Origin of the sequence: Collinsella aerofaciens, from assembly GCF_015561195.1 — a bacterium.
Lineage (GTDB): Bacteria > Actinomycetota > Coriobacteriia > Coriobacteriales > Coriobacteriaceae > Collinsella > Collinsella aerofaciens_AC.
In genome coordinates, this window is sequence record NZ_JADMSU010000004.1 from 99990 (window position 1) to 125767 (window position 25778).

The 25778-nt window shown below is 61.2% G+C and carries 17 protein-coding genes; 8 read left to right on the plus strand and 9 right to left on the minus strand.

Going from position 1 to position 25778, the window contains the following annotated elements; genetic code table 11:
* The first annotated feature begins 159 nt into the window (after positions 1-159).
* Entirely contained in the window at positions 160-933 is a 774-nt protein-coding gene (locus I2H81_RS05465) for a type III pantothenate kinase (RefSeq protein ID WP_195644854.1), read from the plus strand.
* Positions 934-1018: 85 nt separating this feature from the next.
* Here I2H81_RS05465 and I2H81_RS05470 read toward each other — a convergent pair whose 3' ends face one another.
* From I2H81_RS05470 to I2H81_RS05485, 4 genes are all read right to left on the minus strand, one after another.
* Positions 1019-2215 (minus strand): ATP-binding protein, encoded by a 1197-nt coding sequence (locus tag I2H81_RS05470; RefSeq protein WP_195644855.1) that lies wholly within the window; start codon positions 2213-2215, stop codon positions 1019-1021.
* 251 nt (positions 2216-2466) lie between these two features.
* A complete protein-coding gene (locus I2H81_RS05475; RefSeq protein ID WP_195644856.1) occupies positions 2467-3168 on the minus strand; it encodes a hypothetical protein in 702 nt (233 codons plus the stop codon).
* Positions 3169-4911 carry a dihydropteroate synthase gene (gene folP, locus I2H81_RS05480; protein WP_195644857.1) on the minus strand — a complete coding sequence of 581 codons (1743 nt, stop codon included), beginning with the start codon at positions 4909-4911 and terminating at the stop codon, positions 3169-3171.
* Between the two features lie 94 nt (positions 4912-5005).
* A complete protein-coding gene (locus I2H81_RS05485) occupies positions 5006-5758 on the minus strand; it encodes an NAD-dependent protein deacylase (RefSeq protein ID WP_195644858.1) in 753 nt (250 codons plus the stop codon).
* A 135-nt stretch (positions 5759-5893) separates the two neighbouring features.
* On the opposite strand from I2H81_RS05485, the gene I2H81_RS05490 reads away from it, so the two are divergent.
* On the plus strand, positions 5894-6712 hold the full coding sequence (locus I2H81_RS05490) for an exodeoxyribonuclease III (RefSeq protein WP_195404239.1): 819 nt from the start codon (positions 5894-5896) through the stop codon (positions 6710-6712).
* Positions 6713-7247: 535 nt separating this feature from the next.
* Here the strand turns inward: I2H81_RS05490 and I2H81_RS05495 are convergent.
* From I2H81_RS05495 to I2H81_RS05505, 3 genes are read right to left on the minus strand one after another with little or no spacing between them, the layout of a single operon-like run.
* Positions 7248-7961, minus strand: a complete 714-nt coding sequence (locus I2H81_RS05495; protein WP_195644859.1) for a DUF6580 family putative transport protein — start codon at positions 7959-7961, stop codon at positions 7248-7250.
* Between the two features lie 4 nt (positions 7962-7965).
* Positions 7966-9609 carry an ABC transporter ATP-binding protein gene (locus I2H81_RS05500; RefSeq protein ID WP_195644860.1) on the minus strand — a complete coding sequence of 548 codons (1644 nt, stop codon included), beginning with the start codon at positions 9607-9609 and terminating at the stop codon, positions 7966-7968.
* Entirely contained in the window at positions 9609-10496 is an 888-nt protein-coding gene (locus I2H81_RS05505) for an energy-coupling factor transporter transmembrane component T (protein ID WP_271817480.1), read from the minus strand. The genes I2H81_RS05500 and I2H81_RS05505 overlap by 1 nt, the downstream gene beginning before the upstream one ends.
* A gap of 199 nt (positions 10497-10695) precedes the next feature.
* Here I2H81_RS05505 and glmU point away from each other — a divergent pair, with 199 nt between their 5' ends.
* Together glmU and I2H81_RS05515 are read left to right on the plus strand one after the other, a co-directional pair.
* Positions 10696-12108 (plus strand): bifunctional UDP-N-acetylglucosamine diphosphorylase/glucosamine-1-phosphate N-acetyltransferase GlmU, encoded by a 1413-nt coding sequence (gene glmU / locus I2H81_RS05510; RefSeq protein ID WP_117746192.1) that lies wholly within the window; start codon positions 10696-10698, stop codon positions 12106-12108.
* 194 nt (positions 12109-12302) lie between these two features.
* Positions 12303-13289 carry a ribose-phosphate diphosphokinase gene (locus tag I2H81_RS05515; protein WP_089573682.1) on the plus strand — a complete coding sequence of 329 codons (987 nt, stop codon included), beginning with the start codon at positions 12303-12305 and terminating at the stop codon, positions 13287-13289.
* Positions 13290-13382: 93 nt separating this feature from the next.
* On the opposite strand, the gene I2H81_RS05520 is transcribed toward I2H81_RS05515, so the two are convergent.
* Positions 13383-13586: a hypothetical protein gene (locus I2H81_RS05520; protein WP_195644862.1), complete on the minus strand. Its 204-nt coding sequence runs from the start codon at positions 13584-13586 to the stop codon at positions 13383-13385.
* A 266-nt stretch (positions 13587-13852) separates the two neighbouring features.
* Here I2H81_RS05520 and I2H81_RS05525 point away from each other — a divergent pair, with 266 nt between their 5' ends.
* The 4 genes from I2H81_RS05525 to gltA all read left to right on the plus strand — a co-directional run bounded on the left by I2H81_RS05525 (position 13853) and on the right by gltA (position 18464).
* Entirely contained in the window at positions 13853-14869 is a 1017-nt protein-coding gene (locus I2H81_RS05525) for an endonuclease domain-containing protein (protein WP_229108091.1), read from the plus strand.
* A gap of 351 nt (positions 14870-15220) precedes the next feature.
* Positions 15221-15850, plus strand: coding sequence for an aminoacyl-tRNA hydrolase (gene pth / locus I2H81_RS05530; protein ID WP_006235792.1), 630 nt, complete (start codon positions 15221-15223; stop codon positions 15848-15850).
* A 374-nt stretch (positions 15851-16224) separates the two neighbouring features.
* Entirely contained in the window at positions 16225-17064 is an 840-nt protein-coding gene (locus I2H81_RS05535) for a sulfide/dihydroorotate dehydrogenase-like FAD/NAD-binding protein (RefSeq protein WP_006235793.1), read from the plus strand.
* The gene (gene gltA / locus I2H81_RS05540; RefSeq protein ID WP_117734771.1) at positions 17055-18464 is read left to right on the plus strand and encodes an NADPH-dependent glutamate synthase; all 1410 of its coding nucleotides are present in this window, start codon (positions 17055-17057) and stop codon (positions 18462-18464) included. The genes I2H81_RS05535 and gltA overlap by 10 nt, the downstream gene beginning before the upstream one ends.
* Positions 18465-18870: 406 nt before the next feature.
* Here gltA and I2H81_RS05545 read toward each other — a convergent pair whose 3' ends face one another.
* A complete protein-coding gene (locus I2H81_RS05545; protein WP_195644864.1) occupies positions 18871-25497 on the minus strand; it encodes a leucine-rich repeat protein in 6627 nt (2208 codons plus the stop codon).
* Positions 25498-25778: the final 281 nt, after the last annotated feature.

The following is a 25778-nucleotide window of genomic DNA, read 5'->3' on the forward strand; positions in this document are numbered from 1 at the left end:
CGCGGGAGTTCGGTAAACGGCAAGGAAAATCTCGTAGAGCATAATTCCTTCATATTTAAACCCCTCAGCCCCTATCACCGTAAACGAATCGCAGCCTAGCGCCGGCGACGGCACGTATACAATGGTGCGCGTCCTTTTACGCCGACACCGGGAGTAGACATGCTGCTCGCTATCGATATGGGAAACACGCAGACGGCCATGGGCCTGTTTGACGGAGACAAGCTGGTGCAGTCGTGGCGCATGCCCACCGACCGCTCCTACACCGCCGATGAGATCCACGTGCGCCTGATGGGCTTCTTTAAGATGTACGACCTCTCGCTCGGCGCGGTCGACGCGATCGCCTTTGCTGGCGTGGTGCCGCAGCTCTCGCGCGAGTGGCACGCCGTTGCCGACCGCATCGCCGCGGACGCCATCGTCATCGGACCGCAGACGGCCGCCGTGACCAAGCTGCGCGCGGCGCGTCCCCAGGCCGTAGGTGCCGACCGCGTCGCCAACGCCGTTGCGGCCGAGACTTTCTACGGCGCGCCGGCAATCGTGGTGGACTTTGGCACCGCAACCAATATCGACGTCATCGACGAGGACGGCTATTACATTGGTGGGGCGATCGCGCCGGGCATCCGCATCTCCATGGACGCGCTTGCCGCCCGTGCCGCTAAGCTCGCCAGCGTGCCGCTCGAGGCGCCCGAACACGCCATCGGTCGCGACACCGAAGAGTGCATCAAGGTCGGCGCCGTGATGGGCGCCGCCGCCATGGCCGAGGGCCTGGTCGCGCGCATGAAGCGCGAGCTGGGCCGCGAGGACGCCACCGTTATCGCCACGGGCGGTCTCGCCGGCATCGTCGCCGATTCGACCGATGCCTTCGACGTGGTCGACGGACAGCTCACCATCAAGGGTATCTGCGAAATCTACCGCCGCATGCAGGAGCTGGGATAGAGTAAACGCCAGGTCGCAGCAACTAGCCTCCAATCCTATTCCTCAAAATCGAAAATTTTTCAGTTTTGAGGAATAGGATTTTTTGCTAAGCCTCGCCGCACAACCACCTCGCCAGGTCCACGATCTGCACCCCATCGCGATCCGTGGCCTCGTGATGCGTGCGGGCAAGAATCATCTTGGGATACGCATCGCCAATGCTCAGCAGTGGCGAAATCTCGCGTTCAAACGTCTTATCCGAGCTGATGTCGTCGCTCACCTGAATGTAGAGCTTCTCGCTTCGCTTGATTGCTACAAAGTCTATTTCCTTTTTATAGAGCACACCGACGTATACCTCGTATCCGCGGCGCAGTAGCTCGATGGCCACCATGTTCTCGTATACGCGTCCCCAATCCATATCACGTGTACCAAGCAGTGCGTATTTGAACGCGTGGTCTGCCAGGTAATACTTCTCGCCGCTCTTAAGGTATTTTTTGCCGCGAATGTCGTACCGACAAACTTTATAGAAGGCAAACGCATCGCACAGGTACCCCATGTACGTGCCGACCGTCTTGTTCGTAATCTTTAGCCCATCCGCATTCAAAACATCTGTAATGTTGCGTGCCGACGTTATGTTGGAGACGTTGTCCATCATGTAATCGGCAATGCGCAGCAGTGCCGATTCGTTTCTCACGTTATGCCGCTGCACGATATCCCTCACGATGAGCGTTTTGAAGACATTGGAGAGATATTGGTAGCGCTGCTCCTGCAGTGGATAAGGGTAAGAGCCGGACATACCGCCGGTTCTCGCGTACTCATCGAAGTCGCGATCGACCTCGCCCTCGTCACTATAGAAGCGATACTCCTCAAACGAGAATGGGAAAACCTCGATCTCGAACGTGCGCCCCGTAAAGAGCGTCGACAGATCGCTCGACAGCAAAAAGGCGTTCGATCCGGTGATGAAGATGTCGTACTGCTCGGATGCATGGAGGCTGTTGATCGCGCGTTCAAAGCCGTCGCACATCTGAACCTCGTCGATAAGCAGGAAGTTTTGCTTATCGGACACTCGATGCTCTTTCACATAGGCGAGCAGGGCATGATATTCGAGCAGGCCCTCGAACTCGTCGAGGTTGTAATTGATATGGATGACATTCGAATTGGACAGATTTGCCTCCACGTAATCGCGGAGGGCCTCGAGCAATTTTGACTTACCGCTACGGCGAATGCCCGTTATGACCTTGATGTCCGGTACGCCAATAAGGCTCGTCAACGTGTCCATATATGACGTTCTATTGATGAGTTTCATTGGTGCCTCCCTGCGGTCTTTTATCGCTATTCCTCAAAAACGAAAATTTTTCAGTTTTGAGGAATAGGCTCTACAACGAATATACCTCGTTAAAGGCAGAGCTGGCTTAATTCTATTCCTCAAAATCGAAAGATTTTCAGTTTTGAGGAATAGGGCGCTGGCAACCCATTCACCAGACAAGCGAAACCCTCCCCGGCACAGCCGAGGAGGGTCTTGTTGTCATCGCTATCTTTGAGCGCGGGCGCTCCGCGCTACAGACCGCGAATGCGCACGGCCTCGGGCGGAAACTCTTGCTCGCCGGCGTCGGTCTTAATGGTCGCGCGACCCCAGATGTCCAGGCCCGCAAACACACCGACCGCAAGCGGCAAACCGTTGGGCGACACCGCCGCGACCTGACGACCCAGCAGTGGCACCATGTCAAAGTACTCGCCCAGCACCGGAGCCAGCGGGCCGGCAGCGCCCTGTGGTGTGTTGGCGGCAACCGCCCAGGTGTCCACGCGGACCAGCACGGCGGCGGCCAATGCCTCGATCAGCGCCTCATCTGCCATATCCACACCAAGCTCACCCAGCGCCGCACGCTCAATATCAACCGTCACCGCGGCAAACATGCCCGCAGCACCGGCACCGCCGTTCACGGCAACACGCGCGAGTGACGTCTCAAACGCAGGCGCACCGCACACGATGTCACTCGGCCACTGGATACCCACCTTACCGGCAAGGCCCAGGCCCGGCGTCGACGCTGTGCCCGCGAGCGCGTCCATCATGCCCATTGCGGCCACAAACGGCAGGCCGTGGAAGGCGTGCATATTCACATCGGGGCGCACAACCAGCGAAAACGTCAGCGATGCATCGCCCGCGCTCCACGCGCACCAGCCCGCGGACACGCCCTCGCGGCCCGCGTCACGCGCCGCGTCGAGCTCGGTGCCAGCGACTGCAGCGTTCATCTCAATCATCTACATACGCCCCAATTCGCCCACAATATGGCCCACGCGGTCCTCGGGCTCCTTGACCTCGACGCCGTTGTAGCGGAAGAACCGCGCCGGATCGTGCATCAGATCCTCGAGCGGCACCAGCACAAAGTCGCGCTCGCCGATCAGCGGATGCGGCAGGCGCAGCTTTTTGCCGCCGTGGGTCTCGCCGTCCATCCACAGCAGATCCAGGTCGATGGTGCGCGGACCGTTGGCCTTGGCCTTTTTGGAACGGTCGCGGCCCAGCTCGGCCTCGATCTTCATGAGCTCGTCGAGCAGCACCAACGGCGCCAGCTCGGTCTTGATCTCGATGACGGCGTTGGCAAACGCGTCCTGGCGCGTCTCGTAGGCCGGCTCGCTCTCGTAGATCTTGGAGGAGTTGGACACGCAGGTGAGTGGAATCTCGGCGATCATGTCGCGTGCGGCGCGGATGTTGTCACAGCGATGCCCCAGGTTGGAGCCCACGGCCACAAACGCGCGGCGCGGCTGCGGCTTGGCAACCGCCCAGTAGCCGTTCAGGAACTGCGCAAAACCCGCGGCGTCGTGCACGCGCACGATGTTGGCACCGGCCTGGATGGCGCCCAGGCACACGCCAAACGTAGCGGCATCGCGCTCGGCGGCCTCGGTCACGCCCGAGACGGAGCCCACAAAGCGCTTGCGCGATACGGCGCACATGAGCGGATAGCCCAGTGACGCCATCTTGGCAGTCTCGCGCTGGATGACGATGTCCTCGTTGGCCGTCTTGCCAAAGCCCGGACCGGGATCGATGCAGATGCGGTCGCGCGACACGCCGGCGTGGATGAGCGCGCGGGCCTGGTCGGACAGAAAGCCCATGACGCGGCGCATGATGGGCGCCGAATCGGGCAGGGTGAAGCGGCGGAGCTGCGAGGTGGGCACGTAGGCTTCCTCGCGGCGGGCGCTGCGGCGCATCATGGCGGCCAGGTGGTCATTGGGCTCCGATGCGGCCTCGGTGGCTGCGGGCGCGGCCTCGGGCGCGGGTGCGACGGTCTCGGCGGCAGTAGCCTGCTCGACGGCGGGCGCCTCCTGCTCGCTTGCGGGCTCAGACGTGGGCTCCGGTTCACCAAACGGCAACGAGGGCTGCACCACGCCGCCCGGAAGCTTGGCCTCCGGCTTAGGCTCGCCCAGCAACTTGCCGCGACGGCGACGGGCCGGCTTCTCGGCCTCGCGCGCGGCCTCGGCAGCCGCTTCGCGTGCCTTCTCGGCAACAAACGCCGCTGCCGAGGTATCGAGCTGCACCGTTGCGTGCGTGCGCGCGGGCGCGGCGACCTCGCCGGCATGCATCACGATGACGCCGCAGGTGCTCGTCTTAACAAACTCGACCATCTTGGGGTCGGTGAAGCCGGTCACGTCGTTGACGATCGAGGCGCCGCAGCGCACGGCCGCCTTGGCAACCGCCACGTGACGCGTGTCGATCGAGACGATGGCGCCCTCCTTGGCCAGCGCGCGCACCACGGGCAGCACGCGGCGAGCCTCCTCGTCGGGATTGACCGGGGTAAAACCGGGGCGCGTGGACTCACCACCCACGTCGATGATGTCGGCGCCGGCGTCGAGCATCGCCAGGCCATACTCGATCGCGGCGTCCGGGTCGAAGTGCTCCCCGCCATCGCTAAACGAATCGGGCGTCACGTTGAGGACGCCCATGATGCGCGGACGGTCAAAGCTGAGCTCGTACTTTCCGCACCGCCATGTCTTGCTGTCGTTCGCCATGAACATCCTCCTAAAATGCCCGCGCCGCCGAGCTTGGGGGCTGGCGGCGGGGTCGCTTTGCACTCAGTCTTTCTATTGTATCCGCGCGCGCGGGCTAGAACGCAAACGCGGCCGCGATGTCGCAAGAAATCAGCAGGTCGGCATTTGCATCCTGATCGGTGGGAGCAAGGTTGCATATGGCCAGCGTATCGCCGGTAAAGTATCGCGTAAGGCCTGCCGCCGGATACACCACGAGTGAGGTCCCGCCCACAATGAGGGCATCGGCCGCGGCGATGGCGGCAACGGCACCGGTCAACACATGCTCGTCGAGCGGCTCTTCGTAGAGCACCACATCGGGCTTGATGCGACCACCACACGCGGGGCACACGGGCACGCCCGCGGCGTCCTCGTGCTCGCGCGAGCAAATCCACTCGGCGCTATAGACCGCTCCGCACGACTGGCAAATGTTGCGATGGACCGATCCGTGCAACTCAAACACGCGCTGCGAGCCCGCTATCTGATGCAAGCCGTCGATGTTTTGCGTCACCACGGCATCAAGCTTGCCGACGCGCTCCAGCTCGGCCAGCTTGGTGTGGCAGCGGTTGGGCTTAGCGTTAAGCGCGATCATCTTGGTTCGGTAAAAGTCGAAGAACTCCGCCGGATGTGTCTCGTAAAAGCCGTGCGACAGCATGGTCTCGGGCGGATAGGCAAACTGCTGGTGATACAGGCCGTCCACGCTGCGAAAATCGGGAATGCCGCTTGCCGTGGAAACACCAGCGCCGCCAAAGAACACCACGCGCTCGTGGGTATTGAACAGCTCCGCCAGCGCGGCGGAGGCCTGCCTGGGGTCCGATATTGCCTGCGTCATATGAGTCCTCCGTCCTTGTTAGTCGGGCAGCGTTGGGCGACGTCCCAGCATGCGGCCTTTAAGTCAGCATGCGCGGAGCCCACCCCGCCCCTGTTGCGCTAATCTTAAGCCTGCTAACCCCGTCGAAAGGACACCATGCCTCAGACTTACACTTTCGCCTCGTGGAACGTCAACGGACTGCGCGCCGTGCTCAAAAAGGACCCGAGCTTTATCCAGATCGCGCAAGAACTCGACGTCGATATCCTGGCGCTGCAAGAGACCAAGCTGCAAGAAGGCCAGGTCGATATTGACCTGCCCGGCTATCACCAAACCTGGAGCTACGCCGAGCGTAAAGGCTATTCGGGCACTGCGGTCTTTAGCCGTCAGGAACCGCTGCGCGTGCTGCGCGCCGATGCGTTGCTGCCCTACGCCGGCGAAGGCGAGGCGGCCGCACTCGTCGCCCAAGCCGTAACCGAGGGCCGCGTCTGCGCGCTCGAGTTCGACAAGTTTTGGTTTGTCGACGTCTATACGCCCAACGCCCAAAACGAACTCGCCCGCATCGATGTGCGCATGGCCTGGGACGATGCTTACCGCGGCTTTTTGAACGCGCTCGAGCGCGAGACCGGCAAACCCGTCGTGACCTGCGGCGACTTTAACGTGGCGCACGAGGAGATCGACCTTAAGAACCCCAAGTCCAACCGCGGCAACGCGGGCTTTTCGGACGAGGAGCGCGGCAAGTTCACCGAGCTACTCAACGCCGGCTTTACCGATACCTGGCGCACGGCAAACCCCGACGTCGAGGGCGTCTACAGCTGGTGGAGCTATCGCTTTAATGCCCGCAAGAACAACGCCGGCTGGCGCATCGACTACTTCCTGGTAAGCGACGCAATCGCCGACAACGTACGCGACACCGGCATCCGCGGCGACATCTTCGGCAGCGACCACTGCCCCGTCACCCTCACGCTAGAGCTCTAGCCCCAACTGATCCCCTGGGGACGGAGGAAAACGGATCATTTTGGGCCTCGTGAGGGTATCCGCGTGACCCATCCGCCACGAAACACGCCCATCTACTACGTTTAAGCCACCACCCTCAACCACAGCGAACAACGCAAAAAGAAAACCGCAGGTAGAAAGCCTGCGGTTTTTCATAAAACGCGGTCATGGTCGGGGGTATCAAGCTAAACGTAGTAGATGGGCCAGTTTCGTGGCAAGCGCCGTCAACTGATTCCCTGGGGACATCTGGGGACGGAAGAAAATGGATCAATTTGGCTCTCTGAGGGCCACGATGCCCGTCATATCAGCCGGCCATTCCAAAACTATGCCGGTTTACGGGGCTGAATCGCGAACCCCCAACCATACGCAATTCCGAGATAATAAAACCGCAGGTGAACGGCTTGCTCTATTTCAAAAAAGCCGGCATGGTCTGCCTGCGCCAATCTAGCCCCGTAAACCGGCATAGTTTTAAAATGGCACCGAAGCAGTATTGATTCCCGCCCCGACGCAACCAGCCCTACAGCCCGTATTTCACGACGACACGGTTAATGCGACGGCGCCAAGGCTTGTACAAGGCGGCCAAAAACACGCAGGTCGCAAGGCCGTGCGTAATATCGAACGGCACTGCCGTGGCAAGACGCGCCACGGCACCCGCCCAAGTGAGCGGCTGTACAAAACCAATGATGTCATACGCGTTGATCACGACGCCATAGAGCAGGCCCGACGCAAAGCCGTACGCCAGCAGTGCTGGCATGCGCACGGTGCCGTCGGCGCGGTCGAACGCACCCGCATGCGCCAGCGCGCCGCCAACATAGCCCACCAGACCCCAGGCATACATCTGCCACGGCGTCCACATGCCCTGTCCAAAAAAGAAATTGCTGGTCAGCGCTGCCAACGCGCCAACCATAAAACCATTGCGGCGACCAAGCGTCGCCCCCGCGATAATGGCGATGGCGCTCACCGGTTTAAAGTCGGGAATGGGGCCAAACAAGATGCGCCCCGCCGCGGCCAACGCCGCCAACACCAGCGTGGGCATAATCTGGCGCAGGCCCGGGCGCGACGCCTCGTAACCCGCAAAGAACAGCGCAAGCACCAGTGCCACCACGACAAGCATGGCAAGCGCCGCCTGCTCAATACCTGCCAGCAACGCCGCAGCCATCACCGCAGGAACTGCCAGCAGCAGCGGGATCTCCAGTTTTGCAAGCAAGCGCGAGAAACGACAGTCCGTCATCCCATCACGCCCTATAAAACACGTTGTCGGCAAAAAAGTCGGCGGGCGGCTCCATACAGGCAATCTCGCCGTCAAACATCATGGCGATGTCGTCGGCTACCTGCTCGGCAAAATCCAGGTCGTGCGTTGCCATGATGACGGTGCCGCCAGCCCGCGCATGGTCGCGCAGGGCGCGGGCGATGATGCGGCGGCTGGCCAGGTCCAGACCCTTGGTGGGCTCATCGAGCAATAGCAGTTCGGGGCCGATTAGCAGTAGCTTTGCCAACGCAAGCAGTTGGCGCTGTCCGCCCGAAAGGTCATAGGGGTGGCGTTCCCCTAAGCCCGCGAGCCCCAGACTCACCGCGCGCTCCCGCGCCATATCCTCGCCGTACCCGCAGGTCGAAGCCCATTCCATCAGCTCGTCGCGCACCGTCTCGGCAACCAACAACGCCTTGGGATTCTGAGGCAGCAGCGCCGCCGAGGCCGCTCCGCGCACCATGCGGCCGCGCTGCAGCTTGGCGGTCTTCGCCAGCACCGAAAGCATTGTCGACTTGCCGCAGCCGTTACCGCCAACAACCGCATGCACCGCGCCAGCCGAAAACGACGCATCGAGCCCGCGCAGCACCCAACCACCCGCGCGATCGTAGCGAAACCAGCTCCCTGCCAGGGTGGTAGCCGACCCAGCGTGCATTTTTTGGAGTATTCTGCTTCCATCCGTGCGCGGGAAGGCTTCCGAGCCGTTCTTGAGCGACGTTTGCGCCACAAATTCGGACGATTTGTCCGGTTCCGAACTTTTTTTCGCGCTCGATACGTCCACGGGCGACTCCAGAGAGCCCAAACTGTCCTCACGCCTGCTGAATACTCCTGTTTTTGCACATCGGATGGCACCCCACCCCAACATGTCATCGGAAAACAGCGATTCTCGGCGTCCCAAAGAAGCCATATCCGCCACCTCGCGCACGCGGCCGCCCTCAATCCGGTACGCACACGTCGCATACTCGAGCATCGGCCGCGGCTGATGCGTCGCCACAACAACCGTGCAGCCCAGCTCACGGTTCACGCGAAACAGCGCGTGCAGAAAATTCTTCTCGGCAACGGGATCGAGCTGAGACGTGGGCTCGTCGAGCAGCAGCACGCGCGGGCGTAGCGTCAGAACGGCCGCCAACGACAGCAACTGTTTGCGACCACCCGAAAGCGTGTCAGTATCGCGGTGAAGCCAATCTTCCAGCCCAAAGAAATAGCTGGTCTCGGCTACGCGGCGGCGCATCTCGTCACGTGACATGCCCAAGTTTTCCAGGCCAAACGCCATCTCGTGCCACACGGTTTCGCACACGATCTGGTTCTCGGGATCCTGAAACACATAACCCACGCGCTCCGCCGATGCCCGCACATCCATGTCGGCAACGTTCTCGCCCAGCACGCGCAGCTCGCCGGAGCGCGTACCCGCCGGCGAAATCTCGGGCTTGAGCAGCGACAGCAGCGTCGACTTGCCCGAACCGGTACCGCCAACAAGCAACGCAAACGCACCTTGGGAAACACGCCAATCAAGCCCCTCGAGCACCGGTGCCTCGGCCCCGGGATAGGCAAAACTAAGGCCTCGCACCTCAATCGCCGGCGCGGCCGAGCCATATGCCACACCCGCCGCCGAGCTCCTATCAAACCGAGCCATCAGCCAAACCTCTTCTCATCAATCGCATGCAACGCACAAGGCAGCACCATCCAGGCAGCGTACACGACATAGCCCGGCCACGGCGCCGGCAGCGAGAGCTGCGGATAAAACGAATACTGCGTCGTCGCGGTCCACGCCACTGCCGCCGTGGCCACGCCAAACAACGCAAGCCCAACCAGCGCGGCAATGTCGCTGCGCCCCAGTCGATACCTCGCATACGTCGTACGACGCGTCGCGGCACCCCACCCGCGCGAGCGCATCGCGTCCGCACGCTCCAGCGAATCTTCCATGCCCCAGCCCATCAACACACTCGATGCCCGCAAACGCGAACGCACGGGGTCGGCCGGCGCGCGGCCCGGCACATCAATCGCATCCTGCACCGCCAGCACCGTACGACCGCGGCGCAAAAACTGCGGGATAAGCCTCATGCACATCGAGATCATAAGCGCAATCACCGGTGCGGCATTGCCCAGCAGCGCAAGCACCTTGTCGTATTCGAGCATCGATGCCGCGGCCTCAAACCACAACACGCTCGCCACAAACAGCCCGCCCATGCACAGGCCGTATACCATGCTCTCCAGATACACCGCGCGCATGCCAATACGGAACAGCTCCGTCGAGCCCAAGGCGCTAAACAGCGGATTGAGCACCGCAACGATCAAAATCACCGGCAGCTGCCAGCGAAGTGCACCCAGCGTGCGGGCAGCCCCACGCGTCGCAAATCCATACGCCAGCCCGCCCGCAAGTGACAGCGCAATCAGTACCGGCTGCATCGAGAACATAGTGAGCCCCAGCGTCAGCACTATATAGAGTGCCGGCACAGCCGGATGCGACATCGAGAATGCCGCGACGGGCTCGCCGCCAAACTCCTCTCGTATGTTGTCCACGGGCACCCCCGTCCCCTCGCTCAAACAACAGCTCCGCAGCACCGCCAACGCCGCACACAAGCAGTGCAAACGCCACGCCGGCGGCGCAAGCCTCAACCGCCGCAAACCAATCGTTACGCGCTCGTCATATGCCTGCGGTATCATATTGCGCCGTGTATCGTTTCCAAACACACGTCTCTATAACGTAACAGGAGATCACATGGACGCAACTGCAATTATCCTCGCCGCCGGCGAGGGCACCCGCATGAAGTCGAACCACTGCAAGGTTTCGCACAAGATCCTGGGTAAGCCCATGGTCCAGTGGATCGTCGACGCTACCATCAAGGCCGGCTGCAGCCGCGTCGTGGTTGTCATCGGCAGCCACGCCGACGAGATGCGCGCCCTCATCGACGGCGCCTACGCCAACAGCGCCACCAAGGTCGAGTGCGTCGAGCAGACCGAGCGCCTGGGCACCGGTCATGCCGTGAAGGTCGCGCTCGAGGCCTGTGGCATCACGCAAGGCCCCGTCGTCGTGCTCAACGGCGACCTGCCGCTCATCACCGCCGACACCGTCGCCAAGTTCGCGCAAACCGTCGCCACCGGCGAGCTCGCCTGCACCGTCATGACCATGACCCCGCCTGATCCTTTTGGCTACGGCCGCATCAAGCTGGGCGCCGATGGTCAGATCGAGCGCATCATCGAGCAGAAGGACTGCACGCCCGAGCAGGCCGCCACACTGCTGGAGTGCAACGCCGGCTGCTACGCCTTCGACGGCGCGCAGCTCGCCGCCCACATCGACGAGATCGGCAACGACAACGCGCAGTCCGAGTACTATCTGCCCGACATGCTCGAGATCCTCAAGGGCCACGGCCAGGCAGTCTCCATCTTCCACTGCGACGACTACCGCGACGGCCTGGGCGTCAACAGCCGCATCCAGCTCGCACAGCTTACCGCCATCGCGCGCGACCGCATCAACGAGCACTGGATGGCCGAGGGCGTTACCTTCATCGACCCCACGCAGGCCTGGATCGGCCCCGACGCCACCATCGGCCGCGACACCGTCGTCTGGCCGCAGACGCACCTGATCGGCCACGTCACCGTGGGCGAGGAGTGCCAGCTCGGCCCCAACAGCCGCCTCACCGACACCACCGTCGGCAGCGGCTGCACCATCGATGAGACCATCGCCATCGAGGCCGTCATCGAGAACGGCGTCGACTGCGGCCCGCGCGCCTACCTGCGCCCGGGCACCCACATGCTCGACGGCTCCAAGGCCGGCACGCACGTGGAGATCAAGAAGTCCACGATCGGCGAGGGCTCCAAGGTGCCGCACCTGTCCTACATCGGCGACACCACCATGGGCTCCGGCGTCAACGTGGGCGCGGGCTCCATCACCTGCAACTACGATGGCGTGCACAAGCACAAGACCGTCATCGGCAAGGACGCCTTCATTGGCTCCGACACCATGATGGTCGCGCCCGCCCAGATCGGCGACGGTGCACTCGTGGCCGCCGGCTCCGTCATCACCGAGCCGGTCCCGGCCGACGCACTTGGTCTGGGCCGCGCCCGTCAGGTAAATATTGAGGGCTGGGCCGCCGATTATCGCCGCCGCCTGCACGAGGACGACGAGGTATAACGTTTTACCAAGCACAAAAGGAGCTGCTCCATGGGGGGCGGCTCCTTTTTTCTATCGTGACCTGCGCAACCGGATGAGTGGTCGGTTCGTGTCCGTTGGCGGTAAAGACGTTATCAGGACCCGATAAACCCCGCCGCGCGGTTACAATGCAACAAGGCATCTATATGGCATTCTATGTATAAAGGAGAAGGGTAATGCCGATTAATGATCCCGAGAAGTCGGAGAATATGCGCAAGTCCATCCGCGTGTATTCCGGTTCCTCCAACCGTCCCCTCGCTCAGAAGATTGCTGAGTACCTTGGGGTCGAGCTTTCGGGCCTTACGCTAAAGCAGTTCGCCAATGGTGAGATTTACGCCCGCTACGACGAGACCGTCCGCGGCGCCGACGTCTTCCTGATTCAGTCCGTGGCCGGCGGCAACGTCAACGACATGCTCATGGAGCTGCTCATCGCCACCGACGCTGCCAAGCGCGCATCCGCCCGCTCCATCACCGCCGTTATCACCCACTACGGCTATGCCCGCCAGGACCGCAAGGCCGGCCCGCGCGAGCCCATCACCGCCCGCCTCGTCGCCAACCTGCTCGAGCGTGCCGGCGTCAACCGCATCATCACCCTCGACCTGCACCAGGGTCAGATCCAGGGCTTCTTCGATATCCCGGTTAACCACCTGTCCGCGCTGCCGCTGTTTGGCCAGTACTACAACGACATGCACTTCGACACCGACAACCTGGTCGTCGTCTCCCCCGACGTGGGTCGTGCCAAGGCCGCCAAGAAGCTGTCCGACATGCTCGGCTGCGACCTGGCCATCGCCCACAAGGGCCGTCCGCGCCACAACGCCGCCGAGGTCATGGGCATCATCGGTGACATCAAGGGCAAGACCTGCATCATCAACGACGACATGATCGACACCGCTGGCACCCTGTGCGCCAACGTCAAGGAGCTCAAGGCTATGGGCGCCGGCGACATCTACGTCTGCGCCACCCACGGCATCTTCTCCGGTCCGGCCATCGAGCGCCTGAACGATGCCCCCATCGTCGAGTGCGTCGTCACCGACGCCATCCCCGTCGAGGTCGGCGGCAAGATCAAAACTATCTCGGTCGCCGAGGAGTTCGCTCAGGCCATCTCCGCCGTTTACCACGAGGAGCCCGTCTCCACGCTCGTCGGCGGCGACTTCGCGCTGTAGCCTGCCGCGTATCGCATCATCTTTGATGTTTTTAAAGGGTCGGAAGCTCGCTTCCGACCCTTTTTCTATTCCTCGCTAATCCGCCCTGGACAGTTAGTTCAGATACGTATTTTTTAAAGCTCCAAAGGTCCGTTCGGAGCCTTCTGAGCTCCCCGGCGGATGCCATGCCGCCCGAAGCTCATCGTCTTCGAGTACAACCGCCGCATATATTATCTTCAAATCGCCCTCGGAGGCCCTTAGAAACACCTCGAACGCCCGCCGCCTTATACGTATCTGAACTAACTGTCCAGTAGCCATCGTCAACCTTCTCGGCAGAGCTCAATTTCCTGCAATCCCCTCAACCGATTCCACCGATTTCCTAACACCCGGCCGTTCATGGCGCCCAGCACCCCGCTGAGCGAAAAGAACGGTATGGCGGTCGCATTCTGCCGCCAACTTAGTACGTTATAGCTATGACGACCGTGATTTCACATTTCTCCGCCCTCCGCGCAATTCGTCGCGCACGACGGGCGTACTCTGCCCCACCCTGGAGCTCCATTGATAGTGAACAGCAAGCACAGGCCTTGGCTAGCTGCATTCCCAATAATGACGCGATAGACTTTGGCGCACTTTCGATACTCGACGCCTGGAATGAAGATGATTCCGAGCTGCTCGATCTTCTCGTTTCAAACGAAGGCAACCGACGCCCCGACAAGCGACTTCTTCAGCATATTCTCTCCGCTCCGCTTCCTGAAGGTGCAATTATGCACGTCGAGGCCGACATCTACGCAACGTCTCCTGCCATGACAGCCATGCTTTGTTCTAAAAATGAATCAGTCGCCAAAACCTTGATGCTTCTCATGGAACTGGTCGGAACTTACTCCCTTCCTCCCGGGGCAACCTACCCCATTGCCCATGACGACATCTGGCCCAAGGGCGATGGCTACGAAGCGACGAGCGATCTTGATTGCCTGGGCAACCAGTCGGCGGCCGAACAACAGAACGAAACCCGCTATGAACAGGCACACTACAAATGCGAGCCCGCCACGACCATCGAAGAGCTCGAGGCGGTCGCACGGTTCGCCAAAAGTAGCTCATACGCCTCGTTTCGCACGGCAGTCAAACTCGCCCGGGCTGGATCCGCATCCCCAGCCGAATCCCTAATGTTTGCCGTTCTCGGAGCGCCCATGCGCTTTGGCGGATTCGGATGTTGCAGCCTGCCCATGGGAGGCCTGCTACTCAACCATCGAATCGACTTCGACACTCTTGCGGTCAACATGTCCTCGGGCATCCCCTATGCCATCTGCGACCTATATTGCCCGGCAGCCGGAGTCGACAACGAATACAACGGAATTGGGCATGAACTTCAAAACGCTCGCATCCACGATGGCAATCGAAATAATGGCCTCAAGGCCATGGGCATCCACGTCCTGGTTATCAATCGCGACCAAATGAAAGACCTTGTTGCACTCGAAGCCTTCGCCCAAACGATGCATCGACTCGCAGGAGTCCGATTCCGGTACCGTATCAAGGGCTATCGCAAGCGTCAGGCCGCTTGGCTCAACGCTCTGCGGGCCGGAACCGGCCTCGCGCCGGTCTAAACGGCGAATCACCCGTGCGCCGTCGAGCAGGGCTGGGCAGTTAGTTCAAATACGTATAAATGGACGCATTGAATTAGACTGTTTTGCAGCTATCTCTATACCATTCGCCCTATTTGAAGGCAGGGTAGACTTCAAAACAGCGCCATATGGACTAACTAAGGCTCCAAAACAACGTATCGGCATTGAATTGAACGATTCGAGTCTTCAGAACTTATACGTATCTGAACTAACTGTCCACCTCTAATTTCGACGGCCGTCCAAACGCGCCCAAACGCCCTCAATTACCCTCCATTTGACAGCGGCAACAGGGTCGCTCACCATAGCAGGCGACAAATCAACGAAAGGATGAACATGGCAGCTGCACAGCCGCTTAAGATTCGCATGGTTGCCGGGCTTGGCAACCCGGGCGAGGAATATGCCGAGACCCGCCACAACGCCGGTTTTAAGGCGATCGACGAGTTGGCCCGTCAGGCCGGTGTCACGTACTGGAAAAACCAGGCCGGCGCCGAGGTCGCGCTCATCAACATCAACGACCCCGAGGAAGAGGGCGGCAAGCGCCAGATTGTGCTGGTCAAGCCGCAGTCGTACATGAACACCTCGGGCGGCCCCATCTCCAAGCTCTGTCGCGAGTACAAAATCAAGGCCGAGGAGCTGCTCGTAATCCACGACGAGCTCGATATTCCCGCCGGCGACGTGCGTGTTAAGGTGGGCGGTGGCCATGCTGGCCACAACGGCCTGCGTTCCATCATCGACAAGATGGGCAGCCGCGACTTCAGCCGCATCCGCACCGGCATCGGCAACCCTCCCGGCAAGATGGCCGTCGCCGACTACGTGCTCAAGCAGCTGCGCGCCCGCGAGGCCGAGGATTTCCAGGACACCTGTGCCCGCGCGGCCGACGCCGCGGGTCTCGCCATCGTGCACGGCGTGGTCTATGCCCGCGACCATGTCAACGGCGCCGCCTCCGCCAACGGCAAGCACTAAAACCTATCATTTAGGGACAGGTTTATTTTGGCAGGTTTTACCTGCGGAAACGCCCCAGTTGCGGCATCACGATAAACCGCGCGCCGCCATACACGCATAGCACCCCAAAGGGGGCCGGCCTCATCACAACCCGAGGCCGGCCCCCTTTGCTGTTTTACCTGATAAAACTGACCAAAATAAACCTGCCCCTATTCGGTAGGACGAAGTGGATAAACCCTTTTCCCAACCGCCGAAGACACACGTAAGCGACATGCCCATGAGGGTATAATTTGCACCGTATGTCTGCACAACGCCTGTGCGCGTACGGTTTTATTCGGGCTACCGTCCATTTCCGTGGAGGCACGGTTCGGCAGCCCTAACAAGAGAGGGGTTCTATGTATAAGATCCTGGAGAAGACGCAGTTCTCGGAGAAGGTGTTCAAGTTCCGCATCGAGGCGCCCGCAATCGCCAAGCATGCGCACGCTGGACAGTTCCTCATGGTTCGCGCCAACGAGACGGGCGAGCGCGTCCCGTTTACCCTGGCCGGCTGGAACGGTGACGAGGGCTGGGTCGAGTTCATCTTCATGGTGATCGGCAAGACCACCGAGATGCTGTCCACCTACGAGGCCGGCGAGTCGCTGCGCGACGTCGTGGGCCCGCTGGGCGTTCCCACCGAGATGGCCGAGGGCCCCTGCGCCGTCATTGGCGGCGGCGTCGGCCTGGCAATTGCCTTCCCGGTCGCCAAGCACCTGGTCGAGACCGGCCACGAGGTGCACGCCATCATGGGCGCCCGCACCAAGGACCTCCTGCTCATGGAGGACCAGTTCCGCGAGCTCCTCGACGAGGACCACATCCACATCACCACTGACGACGGCTCCTACGGCGAGCAGGGCGTTGTCACCGCTCCGCTGGAGCGCCTGCTGCAGGACAAGGCCGTGAGCCAGGTCTTCTGCGTCGGCCCCGTTCCGATGATGAAGTTCTCGACCCTCACCGCCCAGAAGTACGACACCCCCATCACCGCGTCGCTCAACCCCATCATGGTTGACGGCACCGGTATGTGCGGCTGCTGCCGCGTCGAGGTGGGCGGCGTGACCAAGTTCGCTTGCGTCGACGGCCCCGACTTCGATGCCACCCTGGTTGACTGGGATGACCTTCGTGCCCGCCAGGCCGCTTACCGTTCCGAAGAGGGCGAGTCCCTCAAGGCCTATGAGGAAAAGAGCTGCGCATGCCACTAGTTAACGGTCGTTTCGTTGCCGATATGAAGTCGCCCCGCACCCCCGATAACGAGGAGCCGGCTGCCGAGCGCGCCTGCGACTTCCGCCCCGTCGACAAGGGCTTCACCGAGGAGATGGCGCTGGCCGAGGCCGAGCGCTGCCTCAACTGCAAGAAGCCGTTCTGTGTTGAGGGCTGCCCCGTCAACATCAACATCCCCCGCTTTATCGAGCAGATCCGCGAGAAGGACTTCGGCGGCGCTCTCGATACCATCCGCGAGGACTCCATGCTTCCCGCCATCTGCGGCCGCGTCTGCCCGCAGGAGAACCAGTGCGAGGGCAAGTGCATCCGCGGCAAGAAGTCCGAGCCCGTGGCCATCGGCCAGCTCGAGCGCTTCCTGGGTGACCGCCCCGAGCTCGCCTCCACGCCCAAGATGGCCCCCAAGAACGGCAAGAAGGTCGCCGTCGTCGGTTCCGGCCCGTCCGGCATCACCTGCGCCGGCGAGCTCGCCCGTAACGGCTTTGACGTCACCGTCTTCGAGGCTTTCTTCACCGGCGGCGGCGTGCTGGTCTACGGCATCCCCGAGTTCCGTCTGCCCAAGGCAGTCGTCAAGCGCGAGATTGACGGCCTGGAGGACATGGGCGTTAAGTTTGAGTACAACTCCGTCGTGGGCAACATGGCCACGGCCGAGGAGCTGTTCGAGCAGGGCTTCGACGCCATCTACGTGGCGACCGGCGCCGGCCTGCCCAAGTTCCTCAACGTCCCCGGCGAGAACCTGCCCAACGTCTTCTTCGCGAACGAGTACCTCACCCGCGTGAACCTGATGAAGGCCAACAAGTTCCCCGAGTACGACACCCCCACCAAGCACGGCAAGAACGTCGTCGTCTTTGGTGGCGGCAACGTGGCTATGGACGCCGTCCGTACCGCCAAGCGCCTGGGCGCCGAGCACGCCATCATCGCCTACCGTCGTACCGAGGACGAGATGCCCTGCCGTCGCGCCGAGCTGCACCACGCTAAGGCCGAGGGCGTCGAGGTCCTGCCGCTCGTTTCCCCGCTCGAGTTTGTCGCTGGCGAGGACGGCTCCGTGTGCGCCGTCAAGGTCCAGAAGATGGAGCTTGGCGAGCCCGACGAGTCCGGCCGCCGTCGTCCGGTTGCCATCGAGGGCGCCATCGAGGAGATCCCCTGCGACGTCGCGATTAGCGCCATCGGCACCAACGCCAACCCCTTCGCTGCCAAGATCGGCGGCAAGATGGAGCTCAACAAGTGGGGCTACATCGTCGCCGACGAGGAGACCGGCCAGACCACCGATCCCCGCATCTGGGCCGGCGGCGACATCGTCACCGGTGCCGCTACGGTCATTCTGGCGATGGGCGCCGGCAAGAAGGCCGCCGCTTCCATCACCAAGAGCCTGCTGGGCGAGTAATCACCTGCAGCGCTAGCCACCAAACGGCAAAGTCCCCGTCGAGCACACGCCCGTCGGGGACTTTTTCTATGCCGACCGCCCAAACCACCACGATGGGGACAGGCACCTTTGTGGTGGTTGGGGGCCTGGCCGGCGAACCGATTCCGACGTTTGTCTCAATCTGTAACAGTTAGACCCTGTTGAGCCTCGTAGTTGTTACAGATCAAGATATTGCGCCAGCCGCCTCCTCTTTATCTCAATCTGTAACAGTTAGAGACCAAATTCCCCGCTACGTGTTACAGATCGAGACATTAGGTTAGCGGCTGAACAGTTCATCTCAATCTGTAACACCTGGAGCCGTTTTGGGCAGCTTGGTGTTACAGATTGAGATTTTGCATAAGCCGAGGATGGAAGCCGTCACCAAAACCTAGCGCTTGCGACGCTTGGTCGCAGCGATGCCTGCCGCGGCAACAGTTGCGCCGGCGATGCCCAGGGCGGCGACCGTCATCGCGGCGGAGTCACCCGTGCTGGCGAGCTCCGTGCCGCTGGACTTCTTGCCGTTCTCGCCCTTACCCTTGGACTTGTCCGTCGTCACTGTGGTCGTCGTCGAAGTCGAACCACCCGCAGGAGCCCCGGTACCGCCAGAGCCATCCGCGCCGCTACCCTGCTCGCCGCCGCCAGGCGTCGGCTTGGGCTCGGGCTCCGGCCCGGGCTCCGGCTTGGGCTCGGGTGTCGCCTCATCGGTCACCGTAATCGTAATGTTCAGACGCTCGGAATACTCGCTGTACGACATGCCAGGGCGCTGTGCCGCGATGCGCACATACATGTTGCTATCGAGCGCAATAGGCTCGGTGTACTTTACGCGGCCTTCGTCACGGCAGGGGCAGGTGTCGTTGGTGGTGTACCAAATCGTCGTGCCATCCTCGGCCGAAAGCTCCAGCTTCGTGCCCTTGGGCACCGTAATGTAGTTCTCCTTGGGCGACCATGCACCAAACGTCGTCGCACCAATCGTCGCCACCGGTCGCGCCGGTCGCACTGCCTCGGCAGACACGCGAACGTCGACCTGCTTGGACAGCGCCGTGCCGTCCACCGCCGCCGTCAACATCGTCAAACCGGGCAGAGCACCATGCAGCGCAAACGTCGCCGCGCCATCCTCGCCCGTCACGGCCTGGGTGGCATCGACAGAGCAGATAGCCGAGGACTCCAGCCCAACACTAACCTTGGCGCCCGCAAACGGCTTGCCCGTCTTATCGGTCACGTGCGCCACCAGCTCAAAGTCACTGCCCTCAAGCATGGTCACGGCCTGCTCCACGTTGAGCTTGAGCTTGTCGGCACGAACGCCCACGACAAGCTCGCCACTTGCCCAGCGCGCCATGGCCGTGCCGGCGTAGTTGCGAGCACCGTCGAGCTCAAACGCCACCGTCGAGCCCGCCTCACGCGCATCGGCATAGCGAATACGCAGCACGCGCGACAGCGGCTTGCCATTGGGATCGTCCTGCTTGTCGAGCCACGTATACGTCACGTCGCCCAAGCCCTGCGCGCACAATGCGACCAGGGCATCGTCGCTCGCATCCATATACTGCGCAAACTCAACCTCGATGCAATCGGTATAGGCATGGGCCGAAGCCACCTCGGGCGCCGCCGTCGGCACCAAACCAATGTTCACCTCAGTCTGAATCGGCGGCACGCGCAGCCAAGCCGAACGCGCCTCCTCATACCCGTCCTTGGTCACGCGCACCTGATACCAGCCGGTCGGCGTATTCCAGTTGTACGCACCGTCCGCACCCGTCGCAAGCGGATTATCCTGCTCATACTCCTCGGCATCCCAACGCACTGCATTGGTACCGGCCGCATCGTCGGCGCTCCACAGCTCAACCGTCGCGCCTTCAACCGTATTGGACAGCAGGCCCTCGTACACCACGCCCGCAGGATCGGGTGCAGCCTTGGCAGCCACATTGCGATAACGCGCCTCGAAAATCGACTGCATCTTCTCGTCCGAGATCAAGCCGTCCTTGTTGGCGTTATAGACCTCGGCATCGGTCAGCTCGCCCCAGTTAACCGTAATACGATTCTGGCACGCGCGCTCCACCTGCTCGCAGGCAACATCGTAGGCGCATTCGGCATTGGTCAGCTTAATCGCGCGCTCCGAACCCACGCTGGTCGAAGCCGCGTCATAGGCAGCGCCCACCACGGTACCCGCCGAACCGGCCGTCAGCACGCCGGCGATTGTCATAATGGAGCCCACTGCCACATCGGTGCTGTCGTGGCAGAGCTGGCGATACAGCAGGTCCTCAAACGCACGCGCCTTCTCCATGGCGTCGCGCAGCGCGTAAATGCACTTCCAGTCGTCCTCGGTCTTCTCGGGCTTGGCAAGCAAGCGCGTATGCTGAAGCTCATAGCCCTCGCGCTCGCCCTTCACCTTCTGCATACGGACGTTCACGTTCTCCCAGTTCTTGCTGGCATCGTTCACGCCGTAAATGCCGGTAAAGATGCCGATGCCCTGGGTCGCCGCGGGAAACGCCTGGCCGGCCGCCTTCCACGCATCGGTCTTAAAGACCTGTCCGAACATCTCGCACTCAATCTTATAGCTCTTGAGCGAACGGATCGTGCGAATGAGCTTCATATGGGCGCTCACGTCGCCGTTACGCTTCCAAGCCATAAGCCAGCCGCGAATCGTAGAGTTATTGAGGCTATGGACCACATTCCAGTTGTCGTACAGGTTGTCCAGAATGTCGCACTGCATAGCGATCGAGTTAAACAGAAGCGCCTGGTTCTTGTTGTTATTGGAGTTCTCGATAAACTCCGACTCGATATAGGCCGTCTGCTCGCCATCGGGCGCGGCGACCTTAAAGCCCTTGACGGTATCGTCGTCAGCCGCCTTGTAGCTCAGCGAGCTGCCGAGCGCCTGGCCCAAATCGTTAAACCCGCTCGTCGACTGGCCGTTGTACTCGCTGGCCTTAATGCCCGCACACTTGTTGAGCGCCGCAGCGCTTGCGTCATTCCAGCTTCCGTATTGGTTGAGCCGGCCGATACCCATCGACTGGCCCACCAGATCCTCGGCCTGCTGGGCAATAAACTCCGCTCGCGATGCATGGTCGACGAGCTCCTTGATGGCGGCCGCATCCGCAGCGTTCGCGCCCTGGGCCGCCGCGAGTTCCTGATACCAATCCTCGCTGGTGCCGTAAGCATCCTCAAAGATCATCTTGTCCACATTGACGCCGTAGCTGTCGCCCTGCTGGGTTAGCAGCGCCGATGACCCGCCGACCGCAGCCTTGAGCTCGGCCGCAAACTGCGCGGCCTCGTCGTTGCCAGCATCATCACCCTCGCCGTCGCTGGCGGCAGGGGCACGGCGGGCCTTGCGAGCAGCGCCGCCCTGGGCCTCGCCCTCCTTGCTAGCTTCGCCCTCTTTACCGCCCTTCTCTTCCTCGGCAAACGCATCGGCGACCATCTGATCAATCGCGTCGTTAAACGCCTGGTCGACATCATTAAACGAGTTATCCATCATATACTCGTGCCACTGCTGCACGGCATTCGAGAACTCCTGCTGGCGCTCCTCGGCCGCAGCGGAATGCTTTTTGGCCGAAGCGTTGGCGTCAAAACTCAGCATGGTCATAAGCTGAGCATTGGAGATGCGGTAGGTCTGCGGCATAAAGATCTGCTCAAAGTTGCCGCAGTTCACATAGGTCGAGTCATTCGCCTTGTTAAACTCGTCGAGCAGCTTAAGGTAACCCTCGTCCACATACTCCGCCACATAGCGCGCACGGGTGCCCTCGCGCGACTTTTGAGTCAGAGGAATCGTCACCGTCTTGCCATCCACGCAGTCCACGTACAGGTCGAGCGTGTCGGCGGCCTCTTCGTTTCCCACCTCGAGCGTGATGTCAAAGGTCCAGTAGGCGTTCTTCTTTTGTGGCAGATGATGGAAGGTCCACAGGCTCTTGCCGGTGTCCTTGCCGTCCTTGACCAAGTTTTGCGTACCGCCACGATACGTCACATCAAAGTTCCAGACCGAAGCGCCCGGAACATAGCGCACATAATTGCGAGCCGTTACCTCGGCAGCAGCGGCGGCGACATCGGTCGAGCCCACGCGAGCCTCGAGCGTCACGCGCTCGGCGGCAAGCGTATCCTGCGGCAAGTCGTATTCAATCTTGGCACGGCCGAGTTTATTGGTCTCGCCAGTGTACTTTGCGGCCGAGGCGCCCGCGCCCACGGTAAGCTGCACGCTTTTGCCGGGCGCCGCATAAACGTAGGCCACATTGCCCAGCAGGCTGTGAACGTCGGTGCTGTCGACCTCGATGCGCGATCCACTAACCTCGAGTGTGGTGCTTCCCAGCGGCAATGTCACCTCGCCCAGCGTAATAAGCGGCGAGATGGCATAGATGCCCGCGGCCTTAGGCTTAAAGCGCACAAAAACATCGGCGCCCTTGCCCTTCTTCATATCGAGAACGAGGTTGTCGCCCTTCCACGTCGCGTCAGTCCACCATGTACGGGAGCTATCACCGGGGTCGCGAGAGCCTGCGGACACATCCTCGACGGCATCCTTGGCCAGCGGAATCTCAATCTTGGCAGTCTGGCTGTCCTTGAGCTCGTAATGAATGCGCAGCTCGGTCTCCACGCCAACGACCGCGGACGAATCGGCGATAACCGAGCCCGCCGTCAGCCCGCGCTCGACACGATACGTCTCCACGTCAAACGCGGGGACGTCGAGCGTCACGTCGAGCTGTTTGCCGTCCTCAATCTTCACTTGCTTTTGCGCGATATGCTTACCCACGGTCAGCCCTAGGCGGCTAAACGTGGAATAGCTCGTCGCTTGGATGTCGTAGCTCGTCTTGTTAAAGGCGACGATGGTGTACGAACCGGCCTTAAGGCGCGGCGTCTCGGCCTTCATGATGGGCGTGGTGCCATCGTCTTCGTAGCCCATCAGATAGGTGACACCGTCGGCGACTAGCTTGCCGTCGGACGTACGGAACACCAGCACGCGGTTGGCTCCCTGGTAGTCGCCCTTGGTCGTGACCGTCGCCGTACCCCAAGGCTTCAAGTCGATATCGACCTTACCGGCCGAGGGCTTCACCGTCGCCGTCGCCCCACCCAGCTTGAGGCTGTCTTTGGGCTCGAGCGTCATCTCCAGATCCTGGTCCGCATCGGCAATGGCCTGCGACACCACGAGCGCTGTGCCCTGAATACGGAAGTCGTTTTCCTTGTCACCCTTGGCAGGCTTAAGCGTCTTGCCGCCGCTCTTCACCGTCAGATCGATGTCATCGAGACTATCGAGCTCAATGCGTTCGGTCTTATCCTGGCCTGCGACCGGTTCGAGATAGGCCACATTGAGTTCAATCGCGCGCGAAGTCGGAATCTTGGTAAAGTCCTCCGCCTTAATCTCTCCGATATTCCATGTGCCCGTCATCTGGTCGCCCGGGCGCGCCAGCACCATGTCATAGTAACCGCTGAGCGAAATGCGCAGGGTGGCTGCTGTCTTGGAGAGAGCGTCCGCTGTAAAGCTGCCGTCATCGCCAACCGCCAGCGGCGTGGACTGCCCCGCCTGCACGAGTGTAGCCGTCGCGCTCTGGGGAAGTTTGCCCGTCACCTGGGCCGCCTCGCCCATCCACTCAAACGTGTAGGCAGGCCTCGAGGAATCGACGGAGTCCTTGCGATCGGCCACGGCATCGGCAAGCTTTTTGACCATCGAGGGGTTGCCAGCCGAATCGGTCGCATAGGCATAGATGGTCTGGCCTTCACTAAAGGGAATCGCATACGTTACGCCATCGATTGTCACGCGCTCATTATAGTCGCCCGGATAGCCCGCCTCACCAAACTGAAGATCGGGGTTCATCACGCGCAGGGCAACGGCATTATGGTTCGTCTCGTTTCCGTATCTCGTGTTCTCAAAAGCTCCCCACTCTATCATTTCCACGCTTTTGGGTAGCACAATCTCTTTGCCAGCAATCGCAGGATCAAGAGAGGCGAACGCGAGCGCCCCGATAGATTTGACGCCATCGCCGATCGTCACCGACGACACGTGCGAGCAACCATTAAAGGCATAGCTCTCGATTCTCTCCACGGTACCCGGCACGTTGATTTCCGTAAAGGTGAGCACTGTTGTGTCCGAGACATAGAACTGCGGCACGCCGCAATAGGCGAATGCAAGATAGGCGATAGTTTTGACCGAAGGCGGCAGCGTTGCCACCACATTGTCGTCAAGCTGTTCGCATTCCTTAAAGGCCTGCTCGGGAATCGTGGTAAAGGCCGCGTTGTTGGGCCAGGTTACCGTTTGGAGCGTCTTGCATTTGTAGAATGCATAGCTCCCGAGCTCCTCGACCGAATCGGGCAGTGCGATCTCTTTGATGCTGCTGCCGCCCAGGCCGCCAACCGAGCGGACATGCGAATTCGAAGCGAAGGTGATCGATGTGAGCGCAGCGCTTCCCACACCCGTAAGGCTTACGACATTTTTGTCGTCGATGGTCGAGGGCACCTCCAACGTGGTAATGCCCGCGTCGCCATACTCGATAGAAATTTCGTTGGTGAGGCTATCAATCGAGAAGTAGTACTGCGCGGGGGTCTGCTCGCCGGCCACGTAGCCATCGTCGTATTCGTCCTTTACGCCCGTGGCGCCCTTCGAGGTTGCCCAGAGTTCAAGTTCCTCGTTCCAGGTCGCCTCGGTGCCGGAAGCCTCCTCTTGCTTTTGCTGCTCGGCGAGCTCCTTGCCCTCGACAAGATCGGTGGCAAGCGTACCCGCAGGTGTGCTCTCGGTCTGTCCGGCGCCCGTCAGGCCCGCCGCCGATGCAATCTCGGAGGCCGGGGGCGTAGGGGCGTCACCGGTATCGAGCACTGTGGGGTCGGCAGCGCCGGCATCGGGCGCGGGGTCGGCGGGGTCGGCATCGGGCGCGGCGGCGTCGGGGTCGGCATCGTCTACTTGGTCGACATCCGTCTGCACAAAGGTGCTATCGGTGGTGAGCACCTCAGCAAATGCGCCCACAGGCAACGAGCCCGTCACCATGGTGAGGGTCACCGCGGCAATGGTCAGGCGGCGGCAAAGCGCTCGAACAGTAGTCCACCTCATGGTCGTTCCTTTCCTGCAAACCAAAAGTCATCCAGCGTAATCGTCGTCCAAAAACAAAGCGAACGGTAGGTTCATATATACGAACCTACCGTTCTACCTGCGCAAACCGCCACAAAGGGGACAGGCACCTTTGTGACGGTTCTGGACTTGGCCGGCCAGTTTGTCTCGATCTGTAACAGTTAGAAACCAAATATCCCGCTTGGTGTTACGGATCGAGACATTAGATTGGCGGCCATTCGGTTCATCTCAATCTGTAACATCTAGAGCCGTTTTGGGCAGTT